The 12918-nt window shown below is 43.2% G+C and carries 11 protein-coding genes; 1 reads left to right on the top strand and 10 read right to left on the bottom strand.

The annotated features are described in order from the left end of the window. Positions 1-36: 36 nt before the first annotated feature. The 8 genes from QRX25_RS08585 to spoVK form a co-directional block, all read right to left on the bottom strand. Positions 37-1428, bottom strand: coding sequence for an MFS transporter (locus QRX25_RS08585; protein WP_115997435.1), 1392 nt, complete (start codon positions 1426-1428; stop codon positions 37-39). Positions 1429-2232: 804 nt separating this feature from the next. Continuing rightward, on the bottom strand, positions 2233-3468 hold the full coding sequence (locus QRX25_RS08580) for a cytochrome P450 family protein (protein WP_212101451.1): 1236 nt from the start codon (positions 3466-3468) through the stop codon (positions 2233-2235). A gap of 103 nt (positions 3469-3571) precedes the next feature. After that, positions 3572-4213, bottom strand: coding sequence for an endo-1,4-beta-xylanase XynA (xynA, locus tag QRX25_RS08575; protein WP_212101449.1), 642 nt, complete (start codon positions 4211-4213; stop codon positions 3572-3574). Between the two features lie 373 nt (positions 4214-4586). Next, positions 4587-5921 (bottom strand): type I glutamate--ammonia ligase, encoded by a 1335-nt coding sequence (gene glnA, locus QRX25_RS08570; protein WP_045505994.1) that lies wholly within the window; start codon positions 5919-5921, stop codon positions 4587-4589. Between the two features lie 57 nt (positions 5922-5978). Next, a complete protein-coding gene (gene glnR, locus QRX25_RS08565) occupies positions 5979-6383 on the bottom strand; it encodes a transcriptional repressor GlnR (RefSeq protein ID WP_007611631.1) in 405 nt (134 codons plus the stop codon). Between the two features lie 109 nt (positions 6384-6492). Next, on the bottom strand, positions 6493-7758 hold the full coding sequence (locus tag QRX25_RS08560; RefSeq protein WP_013352361.1) for a methionine gamma-lyase family protein: 1266 nt from the start codon (positions 7756-7758) through the stop codon (positions 6493-6495). Between the two features lie 16 nt (positions 7759-7774). Then, positions 7775-9037: a GTPase HflX gene (hflX, locus tag QRX25_RS08555; RefSeq protein WP_212101447.1), complete on the bottom strand. Its 1263-nt coding sequence runs from the start codon at positions 9035-9037 to the stop codon at positions 7775-7777. 129 nt (positions 9038-9166) lie between these two features. Then, positions 9167-10135 carry a stage V sporulation protein K gene (spoVK, locus tag QRX25_RS08550; RefSeq protein ID WP_038462785.1) on the bottom strand — a complete coding sequence of 323 codons (969 nt, stop codon included), beginning with the start codon at positions 10133-10135 and terminating at the stop codon, positions 9167-9169. Positions 10136-10441: 306 nt separating this feature from the next. Between spoVK and QRX25_RS08545 the strand changes: the two genes are divergently transcribed. Then, a complete protein-coding gene (locus QRX25_RS08545) occupies positions 10442-11200 on the top strand; it encodes an N-acetylmuramoyl-L-alanine amidase (RefSeq protein ID WP_065981526.1) in 759 nt (252 codons plus the stop codon). Positions 11201-11248: 48 nt separating this feature from the next. Here the strand turns inward: QRX25_RS08545 and QRX25_RS08540 are convergent, their stop codons facing one another. Both QRX25_RS08540 and nrdF read right to left on the bottom strand, forming a co-directional pair. Then, complete coding sequence (locus QRX25_RS08540; protein WP_065981525.1) at positions 11249-11869, bottom strand: hypothetical protein; 621 nt, start codon at positions 11867-11869, stop codon at positions 11249-11251. Between the two features lie 48 nt (positions 11870-11917). Beyond that, positions 11918-12907, bottom strand: a complete 990-nt coding sequence (gene nrdF, locus QRX25_RS08535) for a class 1b ribonucleoside-diphosphate reductase subunit beta (RefSeq protein ID WP_013352356.1) — start codon at positions 12905-12907, stop codon at positions 11918-11920. Positions 12908-12918: the final 11 nt, after the last annotated feature.

The following is a 12918-nucleotide window of genomic DNA, read 5'->3' as shown; positions in this document are numbered from 1 at the left end:
CGCCTCCTCAGCTGTTTTCTGTTGATTCATCATGTTTTAAGCTTTGAAATCATCAATATGATCCAAATAAACTTTGTCTCTATTCTCTAATTCCCGTACCATGTTTTTATATTTTTTCTCATCTAAGTTATAGAAATTAATATCAATCATGGCTAAAACCAGTAAGAACACGGGAATAATGGTTGTTGTAATTAAAATTCCCGTTAATGCCTGCGGGGTTTGTGCCTGATTTGCCACATACCCAAACTTATCGAGAACCAGACCAGGTACAACCCCTCCCAAGGCCATGCCGAATTTAAAGAAAAATCCGATAATAGCGTATATGAGCCCCCCCATTCTTTTCCCTGTTCTGTACTCTCCATATTCTATTGTTTCAGGAATCAGCGCCCACATATATCCCCCGGCAGTGAGACTTCCGGCAGCGGCAATTAATCGAAAGAAGAGTATAAGATACACATTGCTTGGCGGAACAAACAGTAAAGCCAAGAGGCCGATCATATTCAGTAATAATGCATAATTTAGTAATTTCTTCTTCCCCAATAATTGATGAAGCTTAGGTATAAACGGTAAAATGACCAAAGCAGGCAAACTTCCGATCAAACCGTACCACTTCACTAAATCCTCTCTTTCTAAGTTATACGTTACATAATAGATGCCAACTGAATTACTGATTGAATTCACTCCAAAAATTATAATAAAGAAAATACTTAATACAACAAGCGGACGATTAACACGAAATTGCTCAAATATATCCGTTAATTTAATTTTTTCTTCAGTCTTTTGAAGAGTGACGCGCTCTTTTGTACTTTTAAAACAAAAGATTAAAAGGCACCCGCCTATCATTCCCATAATACCCATGGTCAGCTGCCAGCCAAGGGCTTCGTTACCCGAAGTATCGCTTAAATAAGCAGCCAATAAGGGAACAAAAAATGCAACGACAAGTCCGCCAAGATTCGCAAATAACATACGGACAGATGTTATACTAACAACTTCTTGATTATTTCTGGTCATTGCGGAAGTTAACGCGCCATATGGAACGTTTATCGTTGTGTATGTAAGCGACAAGCCGACATAGGTTATATAGGCATATATTAATTTCCCCATATCCGAAAAGTCCGGGGTTGTAAAACAGAGTATTGCCAGGATGACAAATGGAAATGCTCCGAATAAGAGATATGGTCTAAAGCGTCCAAACCTGCTATTTGTTCTGTCTACTATTGTTCCAATAAAAGGATCAGCGAGAGCGTCGATGATTCTAACCACTAAAAACATAGTACCAGCTGTTGCTGCCGATAAACCAAATATATCTGTATAGAAGAACAAAAGGTAAGTAGATACTGTTGCATAAATCAAATTACATGCAAAATCTCCAGACGCATATCCAACTTTTTCAACCATGCTAATCTTTTTTACATTTTCACCGAGCATGATTTCCTCTCCTTTTCGGCCCTTTAATATGGAACAGTAAGAAATGGAACACTTCTTCAAAAACACCAGATAGTAAGCGCTTTCAACAAAACGATAGTGATTACCTTTCACAGAGCATTTTCATCCTGAAAATGATGATCGGCAAGCAGTATATTCATCATATGCCTGAAAAAGGATAAAAGTCTTATTGTTTCGTTTTACCTCCAGCTAAAATCGAGCCTCTTATCCCCCTTCCATCCATGTTTAAAAGATCGTTATCTCATGGATGATTAAAGTGAATTTCATTAGTTTGTTGCGTGAACAAACTAACTTGATTTAATATTATAAAATCCTTTCGGCTTTTTCAATGTTTTTTTCAGAAAATTTAAATTGGCCTGAAATAAAATGATTGATGCTCTGCGGCAACTAAGTAATAAACCTCATGTGTCTCCACATTTTGCACGGCCGCATACCCAACGGGGTTAATATCCCCTTTCTTTTGTTTGGGGATTGGCAGTTGAAATCCTCATTCGGTTTAAATTGCTCTGCATCCCCCCTCCTATTACCCGCATTTCGGAGGAAACACCAAAGCTTTTTGGGAACATATCCGTTCCTTCGATTGGGTTAATGCATTTGCGGTTTGCGGTTCCCCAATGATTATTATCCTCATAAAATGTATCTGTAACAGCGGTTTGTGAGACTGAAAACAATTAAAAACACCGATAGAATGAAACTATTGGTGTTTGGAGACATGTTTTTTTATGTTGCAGCGTTTATAATGATTTACTCTTATTAACGAGATAATATGTGAAGATCACATGTCCATCAAAAAATTAGCGGCAGTTCTTCGAGTGCTCGCATCAGAAAATTCCCTTTCCATTTTATTTGTTCCTTTTCGCATTTTATCTGTATATTTGGACAGCGGCGTAATAAGGTGGAAATAGCAATCTTTGATTCTAAGCGGGCAAGCTGTGCACCAAGGCAAAAATGGATGCCATGGCCAAAAGCAATATGGCGGTTATTCTTTCTTTCAATATCAAACATGTCGGCATTTGGAAATATCTTTTCATCGCGGTTTGCTGATGCTAAGGAAATGATGATCACGTCTTTCCGTTTAATTTCCTGCCCATGCAGTATAAACGGTTCAGCCGTCCAGCGAATCGTCGTTAACTCAACCGGGCTGTGAAACCGCAATGCTTCTTCTATGGCTGAGTTCATCAAATCCGGCTGCCGGCGGAGCTTTTCCAGTTGATCATGGTGACACATCAAAGCATATGTCATGTTGGTGATTAAGTTTACGGTTGTTTCATGACCTGCAACGATAAGCAGCATAATCATCGAGTACAATTCTTCTGTACTTAATGGTGTGCCTTCACTTTCCGCTTGAATTAATGCACTGATTAAATCTCCTGCAGGCTCGCTCCTTTTTTTACGAACTAAGCATTCCAGATATTCAACAAATTCCCCTAACAAATGGTCATTCTCCTTAAGCCTTTCAGGGGCATCTGAAAAATCAATAATTGCTTGCGACCAAATTCTGAAATTTTGACGGTCTTCCAGGGGAATACCAAGCATTTCACTTATGACGATAATCGGCAAAGAGAACGCATAATCGTCCACTAGGTTCATGAATTTGCTGGGCTGTACTTTATCCAATAAAGAATCTGCTATATGTTGGATTTTGTCTTCCAACTGTAAAATCATCCGATGAGTAAATGCTTTCTGAACAAGAGTTCGCAAGCGGTTGTGATCAGGGGGGTCCGAATTAAGCATATGCTTTCTTAAAGGCCCTTCATTCTTAAATAGAACAGGTCGTTTCTCTTCTTTTGCGGTAATTACATTTTCATAGTTTTTCTTTAATTTTTCATTCTTTAATAAATGTACTGCATCATCATATCTCGATATAAGCCAGCCTTCCCCAAGACTTCCTAAAGATAATGGGCAGAGAGGGCGGGATTTTCGCAGTTCTTTATAAAAAGCATACGCTTCATCTTTAAATGCTCTGGAAGACAATTGACTTTCCGTCAAAACCGTTAAACTCTTGTTTTGTTTTGAAAACATTGATTCAACCTCCATCTCTATGAAAGGTTATGATAATCTTCAAATAAAATTTCTCAAGGAACGATCAGCAGCCCGTTAGCTACCCCTGATTAAAGATAATCTGTTACCACACTGTTACGTTAGAACTTCCACTACTTTGATATCCCTCTGTCGCTAAGACTTGGTAAGACCAATTACTGCCCAGATTCATTCCATGACTCTTCCATGCGTTAACATGATTGCTGAAAGTGATTGCAGCGTTGCTTCCAGTTGGTCTCTTCGTCTGACGGACGCTCCAGTACTGTGTAAAAGTAGTGCTTGGGCCCTCAATGGAAGGTGCGTTATAACGTGTAGTTGTATATATGTCATATGTACCCCCATCACTGTTTACAGTACCTTTATACGTTCCAGTAGGTCTATAAGTACCCCATGAATCCACTACATAATATTCTATGAGTGGTGATCTCGTCCAACCATATAAAGTCAAATATCCATTGCCATTAGGCGCCCAAACTCCGGCATTATAGTTTATTGTCCTAAATGGCGAACCTGTAGTCCAACCTTTACCAACAACGAAATTTCCGGTATTAGACCAATTAACACTGTAATTCCCACCAGACCCATTGACAGCGTTTACTGTTCCGCCCCCATCAGTCCAATTTTGCCAGTAGTCTGTGCCAGCTGCAGAAGCGGTTGCTGAAAACAAGCTAATACTCATTAAAGCTGCCGTTAATCCAACTAAGAAATTCTTTTTAAACTTAAACATATGTTGCCTCCTATAATTTTTTTCTGGCTTTGACATGAGGTTGACCTCGTATATATTTAAAACATTCTTATTCCTAACGCCAAAGCTTTTGATCGTTCCCTTCAATATAATAGCACGAATCAACGAGTGAATATTATGAATATTTGTAATTTAATTACAAAGGCCTAAAAAATTATATTATAGGTGGTCTTGTTCCCCCATGGCCTTACTTTTTTCGTAAAATCACAATTCTTGTTTCTAAATCTGAGAATATATGACTCTCTCATGTCTTAAACGGCCAAAAGACGGTCAACTTGACCGCCTATCCTTCATCCAGATCTTTTAATAAAAATTTAAAATCCCCTGACACCAATAGTGCCAAGGGATTGAAAGATTAATATTGAGACATGTATTGTTCGCGCTCCCACGGATGAACCTGTGTGCGGAACATATCCCATTCGATTTCTTTTGCTTCGATGAAGTGTTCGAACAGGTGCCCGCCGAGAGCTGCAACCATAACTTCGTTTGATTTGAATTCGTCGAGGGCTTCCGCCAGTGTCGCCGGAAGGTCTACGATTCCGTTTTCCATGCGCTCTTCTTTGCTCATAACGTAGATGTTGCGATCAATCGGAGCCGGGGCTTCAAGTTTGTTTTTGATTCCGTCAAGACCTGCTGCAAGCAATACGCTTAACGCCAAGTACGGGTTTGCCGCCGGGTCTACGCTGCGGACTTCAACACGCGTGCTGATGCCGCGGGAAGCCGGGATACGGATCAGCGGGCTTCTGTTTTGCGCGCTCCATGCCACGTAGCAAGGAGCTTCATAGCCCGGAACAAGACGTTTGTAAGAGTTCACTGTCGGGTTTGTGACAGCTGTAAAGCTTGTCGCGTGTTTTACGATACCGGCAATGAAGTGTTTTGCTGTTTCACTCAGCTGAAGATCAGCGTCTTTATCAAAGAATGCGTTAACGCCTTCTTTAAAGAGTGATAGATTACAGTGCATACCGGATCCGTTTACGCCGAACAGCGGTTTTGGCATGAATGTCGCATGCAGACCGTGTTTGCGGGCAATCGTTTTGACAACCAGTTTGAAAGTTTGGATGTCATCACAAGAACGGATGGCACCGGCATATTTAAAATCGATTTCGTGCTGACCCGGAGCAACTTCATGGTGAGATGCTTCGATTTCAAAGCCCATTTCTTCAAGCTCAAGCACGATATCGCGGCGGCAGTTTTCTCCCAAGTCGGTCGGAGCCAGGTCGAAGTATCCGCCTTTATCATTCAATTCAAGCGTCGGTTCGCCTTTTTCATCTAATTTAAACAGGAAGAATTCAGGCTCAGGTCCAAGATTGAAATCGCTGAATCCGAGTTCTTTCATTTCTTTCAGAATCCGTTTGAGGTTGTTACGCGGATCACCTTCGAACGGCGTACCGTCCGGATTGTAGATATCACAGATGAAGCGTGCTACTTTACCTTTTTCAGCCGTCCACGGGAAGATGACAAATGTGTTCAGATCAGGATATAAGTACATATCAGACTCTTCGATACGGACAAAACCTTCGATGGAAGAACCGTCAAACATGCATTTATTATCAAGTGCTTTTTCAAGCTGGCTCACAGGAATTTCTACGTTTTTAATCGTTCCGAGAATGTCTGTGAACTGAAGGCGGATATACTTTACGTTTTCCTCATTTACTAATTTTACGATGTCTTCTCTTGTGTACTTTGCCATTTCGTAAAACTCCTCCTCTAAAAGGTAAATGTATATAGCAAAACAGTTGCTAACGGATTAATGAAAGAATCGGGACATGTCACCTTGGCGGAAAGTATTCCCCCGCTGGAAACGGCCTGCCTGCATCAGTTCGTTTTTCAAAAGCTTTCTGAGTTCATCATCAGACAGATCATGCTTCATCGGTTTGGCCGTTTTTTCGGATTTTTCTTCCGGTTCGGCAGATGCCTTATCCAGAATTTGTTTGATACCCGCCATATTGACGCCTTGTTCAATCAGATTTTTGATTTCTAACAGTTTATCTACATCATGGAATGAAAATAATCGTCTATTCCCTTCGCTTCTCGCTGGAAATATCAATCCATTTTCCTCATAATATCGAATTTGCCGGGCAGACAGTTCTGTTAACTGCATGACAATCCCAATCGGAAATAAAGGCATTGAGCGGCGAATGTTATCACTCATCTCAATTTCCCCCTTTTCTTATCTTAGTCTCATTATAGGTGATGTTATATTTTGTGTCAACACAACGTAAGGAAACTTAACATCAAATTCTTTGAAAATTGCAAACGGGTTAGATCAGCCCTTTTTCCATTAACGCATTTACGGCGCTGCAAATCGCATTTTTCACGTGCGCATAGGTTAATCCTCCTTGGACATAAGCGACGTAAGGCGGTCTGATAGGGCCATCTGCTGATAATTCAATGCTTGCCCCCTGCACGAAAGTGCCCGCTGCCATGATAACATCGTCTTCATATCCCGGCATATAACTTGGATACGGCGTCACATGCGCATTAATCGGAGAAGCATATTGTATCGCCTGGCAAAAAGCGATCATCTTATCAGGATCCTGAAACTCAACTGATTGGATCAGATCCGTTCTCGGCGTATTCCACGCGGGGTTTGACGTAAAGCCCAGCTTTTCGAGAAAACGGGCGGTAAATACCGCTCCCTTCAAGCTTTGCGCCACTACATGCGGAGCAAGAAAGAAACCTTGATACATTTCCTGCAATGAATAAAGCGAAGCGCCGGCTTCACTTCCGATTCCCGGTGAGGTCATCCGGTAAGAGCAGGCTTCAATCCACTTGGCTTTTCCTACAAGATAGCCGCCCGTCTTGGCAAGACCGCCGCCCGGGTTTTTAATTAAGGAGCCGGCCATAAGATCCGCACCGACGTGGCAAGGTTCCCGCTCTTCCGCAAATTCTCCGTAGCAATTGTCGACAAAAACAATGACATCTTCTTTGATTTCCTTTACGAAACGAATCATTTCTTCAATTTCATTTATTCTGAAGGACGGACGATTCGCATATCCTTTTGAACGCTGAATACCGATCACTTTTGTGTTCGGACGGATTGCAGCCCGGACCGCTTCGAAGTCGACCTTGCCTTCTGAAGTTAAATCGACTGCATTATACCCGATTTGAAATTCCTTCAGCGAGCCTGAATACTCCCCGCCTCTCACCCCGACGATTTCTTCAAGTGTATCGTAAGGCTTGCCTGTTATATAAAGCAATTCGTCTCCAGGTCTCAGCACACCGAACAGCGCGATTGAAATCGCATGCGTCCCGGAAATGATTTGCGGCCTCACCAGCCCAGCCTCTCCTCCGAACACATCAGCATAGATCTCTTCCAGTGTATCTCGGCCGATGTCATCATAGCCGTACCCGGTTGAAGGCGTAAAATGCGTATCGCTTACCTTATGCTTTCTGTAGCTTTGCAAAACTCTCCATTCATTCCGTTCACTGATCTCTTCTATTTTTTTATGAACGGCGGCGATTTCCGCTTCTGTTTCTTCGGCGGTTTTTTGTAAAAGAGCGCCGTGTGTCAGTGTCTCAAACATGTTGTGTATACCTTCCTTACATGAATTTCTTCAGTTCTCCAAGTATGCTTTGTTCTTCTTGTACGTAACCCGAGACTTCGTATCGCTCATTTTCTTCATTAAAATAAAGGCCGTCGATCATAGTCTCTGATTTGATGCGTGACATCAATTTGCCTTCAGCCGCAGGCACATGAACTTCATACGGCGTCATCAGCTCCCGGCGCAAATAAGCTTCGATTTCCGCTTTTAGTTTCGCTTCATCCCCGGCGATTCTGGCGCTGATCATAATGTGGCCTTCTCCTGCTGTCGGAATGAAGTCAGGAAATGTCTCATCCCGTTTGTTATAAGCGGTCAACACCGGAATATCATCCGCCTCAAGCTCTTTTAACAGGCCGAGAACTGTCTGTTCATGCCCGGCATAATCTTCATTGGAAGAATCAATGACATGGATGATCAAGTCCGCTTCCTTCACTTCCTCAAGCGTTGAACGGAAAGCGGCAATCAGCGTGGTCGGGAGATCCTGAATAAAGCCGACCGTATCAGACAGCAGGACGCTGTAGCCGCTCGGGAGCGCCATCTTTCTTGTCATCGGATCAAGTGTTGCAAACAGCAGATCTTCTTCATAGCTGTCTGAGCTTGTTAATTTATTGAACCATGTTGATTTTCCGGCATTGGTATACCCGACGAGCGCCGCCTGAAGCACGCCATTTTTCTTGCGTCTCTCCCGGTAACGGCTTCTGTGGCGGATAACCGTTGACAGCTGCACGTTAATTTCGTGTATGCGGTTTCTAATATGGCGCCGGTCTGTTTCAAGCTTTGTTTCACCGGGCCCTCTCGTCCCGATTCCGCCTCCTTGTCTGGAGAGATTGATTCCTTGTCCGCTCAGTCGCGGCAGTGCGTATTGAAGCTGGGCTAATTCGATCTGAAGCTTTCCTTCCCTCGTCTTCGCTCTTTTTGCGAAAATATCCAAAATAAGCTGCGTGCGGTCAATGATTTTCGCTTCAATGGCAGCGGCGAGTGATTTAAGCTGGCTCGGTGACAGTTCATCATTAAAAATGACCAGATCAGCTTCAAGCTCCTCGCACAGCGCCTTCAGCTCGTCTGCCTTCCCCTTGCCTATATATGTAGCGGCATCCGCTCTGTTCCGTTTTTGCGTAATCCGGGTCAGCACCGTTCCGTCAGCCGTTTTTGTCAATGAAGCAAGCTCGTCCATCGAATGGTCAAAGTGCTCGTCGGTCATGTGCGGAAGCTGACAGCCGACCAGAATGACCGTTTCTTTTTTTTCTTCCTGTTCGTTCAAATGGATGTTCCTTTCTGTGTCGTATTGGGCAGTAGTACTATCATACCAAACCCGCAGGGCGTATACCACACATCCGGCGGGTTTTAAAGAGAGAAATAAAAAAGAGGCCTCTCAGACCGGCTGAGAGGATTATTCATGAGCTGCCGTCTCATCTTTTATAAATAAATCCTGGCTCTTGATCGTCATCAGATCGTTTTTTAAGTATTGGTCTCCCATTAAAAGCCTCATGGCCTGAGCGCGGATTGATTTTTCAATCACATTTCTGACAAAGCGGCCGTTGCTGAATTTAATGGGGCTTGTCGTGCTTTTCACTGTCATTAAGTAATCTTTTAACTTCCATTCGGCTTCCTGACTTAATTGATACTCCCGTTCTGCTATCATGCGCTTGGCAATGTCCATCAGCTGAGTGACAGAGTAATCCGGAAAATCGATGCTGATAGGAAAACGCGATTGCAGGCCGGGGTTTAATGAAAGGAAATGTGTCATTTCTCTCGAGTACCCTGCCAGAATCAGGATAAATTCATGCTGTTTGTCTTCCATATGCTTGACAAGCGTATCGATGGCCTCTTTACCGAAATCCTTTTCTCCGCCCCTTGCAAGTGAGTACGCCTCATCAATGAATAAAATGCCGCCGAGCGACTTTTTAATCAGATCTCTCGTTTTTTGCGCCGTGTGTCCGATGTATTCACCGACCAGATCAGCACGTTCTGCTTCGATCAGATGTCCTTTGGAAAGAACGTTCATTTCGAAGAAAAGCTTGCCGATCAGTCTCGCCACGGTTGTTTTCCCGGTGCCGGGATTCCCTTTGAACATCATATGAAGAGCTTGTTTTCCGACTTTCAGCCCTTGTTCGGCCCGTTTTTGATTGACGAAGATCCATGCGTAAATTTCTTTAATGTTGCGTTTCATCTCTTCCATTCCCACTAATGTGTTCATTTCTTTTTCAATTTCTTTCAGAATGCTGTGCTTGGCTTCATTTTTTTGCAGGGCGGCCTGGTATTCCGCCTCAGCTTCCGCATTTGTCAGCACTTGCTTTTGTCCATTAAGAATGATGTTAATTTGTCCGTTATTTTTATAGGTTACAGCGCGCTCCAACATGCTCACCTCTCTGTTCTCTCTTTATCTTATTCATGATGAAGACGTTCTGTGACATCCGCCTATCATCATGAGGCCCGTTTTCTCCTATATCTGTCACATTTTCCGTTCTCTTCGGGAATGATGTTGAATCCTGCGCTTTCCCGAGAAATATTTTTCATTTCTTATTGTATTCAGCTGAAACGGGAGGACAAACCATTTATTTTTATTTTCCGGGAAATGTTAGGCGGTTTTCTTATTTTTCTCCTGAATGACAGCCGTACAAGCACCTTTTGAATCTCATCATATGCTGTAATGAGGTGATGGAGAATGGTTAAAATTTTTATAGACCCCGGTCATGGCGGAACTGATTCAGGTGCAACCGGGAACGGCCTTCAGGAAAAAGCGATCACTCTGGAGATCGCGCTGGCTTTGCGCACAATTCTGACGAATGAGTATGAAGGGGTTTCTGTCATGATGAGCAGGACAAGCGATAAGACGGTCAGCCTGACGGAAAGAACAGATGCCGCCAACAGCTGGGGCGCAGATTATTTTTTATCCATTCATATTAACTCAGGAGGCGGAACCGGATTTGAAAGCTATATTTATCCGGGAGTCGGAGCGCCGACCTCGACTTACCAATCAGCCGTCCACACACAAGTGATCCACGCATCCGGTTTTTATGACCGCGGGAAAAAAACAGCCGACTTCCATGTGCTGCGGGAATCAAATATGCCGGCGATTTTGACGGAGAATGGTTTTATTGATACGGCAGCTGACGCAAACCATCTGAAAACATCCAGTTTTATTGAAAGCCTTGCAAGCGGACATGCCAAGGGCTTGGAGCAAGCTTTCAGTCTAAAAAAAAAGGCTGACTTATATAAAGTGCAAATCGGCGCTTTCAAAGTGAAAGCAAATGCTGATGCGCTTGCCGCCAACGCGGTGTCTAAAGGTTTTGACGCGATAGTGCTTTCAACAGGCGGCTTATTTAAAGTACAGATTGGCGCATTCTCTTCCAGAGATAATGCTGAATCGTTAGCAGCTCGGGCAAAAAAAGCGGGGTTTGATACCGTCATTACGCTAAACTAACGAAAAACCCCTGTTCTCCCTTTTTTAGGAGGAACAGGGGTTTTTCTGTTATTGAAGAATATCGGCGACAAACTGTGACCAAGTTTCAAGACGCTGATATACGTCTTGTTCTTTTAATTCGCTCACTTTCATCCAGCGGCCGGCGATTTGATCTTTTTCTTTCACTTCGACTTGTGCTCCAGACGCTAATTGGAGCGCAGAAAGGATGCCGATATGTACCTTCCCAACATTGTTTTCATCATCGTTGATTAAACCGAGTGTGACAATATGTTGTTTGTCCTCCTCACGAATGTACAGTTCTTCCGCCAGCTCCCGGTCGGTATTCTCTTTCAGCACCTCTGAAAAAGAAGCCGCCCCTTCCATAGGATTCATGTGTCCGCCGAAGCCGAGGGAAAGCTTATTATGGAGGCGCGATTCCCCGCCGCCCGCCAGCCGTTCATACACAAACACCTCATCATCACGGCGGATGACGACATATGGAATCGGCTGTTTAAAACGCGGGTCCTCTTCCGCGTCGCCTCTTCTGATGTCAATAAAATGCTCCTCAATTTGAGCCATGATCTTTACGATACATTCATCTTCGCTGTTAACTCCCTGAAATGCCAGCGTTTCATTTTGAAAGACGTCACTTCGCGGTGCAGCCAAGATGATTTCATCCATTTTATTCATGTCCGTTCCTCCTGTCTTACCTCTCCATTCAAGCCAAAAGAGCAGATATTATATCTGCTCTTCATCTTGGCCGAAATAAAAATCTTCGTCTTTAATCGGTTCTACCGTCGCTTTTTTGTAGCCGTTCCCTTTCATGGAGAAGAAATCATGTGATTTCGTTTTGGTGTTTAATCCGTTTAATACGATCGGATTAATATCCTCTTCTTCAAAGTAAGGATCGAATCCTAAGTTCATCAACGCTTTATTGGCGTTATAGCGGATAAATTTCTTTACGTCATGAGACAGGCCGACTTGGTCGTACAGATCCTCGGTATACTCAAGCTCATTATGATAAAGCTCTTCTAAAAGCTCAATCGCAAATTCGCGAAGTTCCGCTTTTTTCGCTTCTGTTTGTTTATTGTATATTTCTTGAGCAAGCAGTCCGACATAGACACCGTGGATCGCTTCATCACGAAGAATCAGGTTGATGATTTCACCGCTTTGCATCAGTTTTCCCTGTCCGTAGAAATATAACGGATAATAGAAACCGCTGTAGAAAAGGAAGCTTTCTAAGTAAACGGAAGCGACCATCGCTTTAAACAGCGAAATCTCATCATCTTTTTTTATGGCGCGGTACAGTCCGACGACGGTGTGGGCTTTTTTCTGCAAGTATTTATTCTGCTTCACCCATTCAAACACTTCGTTGATCGTTTCAGTTGGTGCAAGCGTCATAAAAATATTTGAATATGATTTTGCGTGCACCGCGTTTTCCATCATCGCCATGAAATTAAGAACCGCTTTTCGCTGATGGCCTTCTACGTGCTCGGCCACAATCGGCATGCCCGTGTTCCCCTGCTCTGTATCAAGCAGTGTCAGGCCGGCGAGGACCTTCATGTACGTATCCTGTTCATTTTTACCCAAATACTTCCAAGTGAGGAGATCGCCGTTTAATGCGATCTCTTCCGGAAGCCAAAACTGCTTTACGTTTTGGTTGTAAAACATTTGGGTGAAATCATCTTCATGCTTTGACCAGTTTGCTGCGTCATAAATTTTTGTCACTGTAAACTCTC

Source organism: Bacillus sp. L381 (assembly GCF_030284525.1).
Taxonomy (GTDB): domain Bacteria; phylum Bacillota; class Bacilli; order Bacillales; family Bacillaceae; genus Bacillus; species Bacillus amyloliquefaciens.
This window is presented reverse-complemented; position numbering and strand designations above follow the sequence as displayed.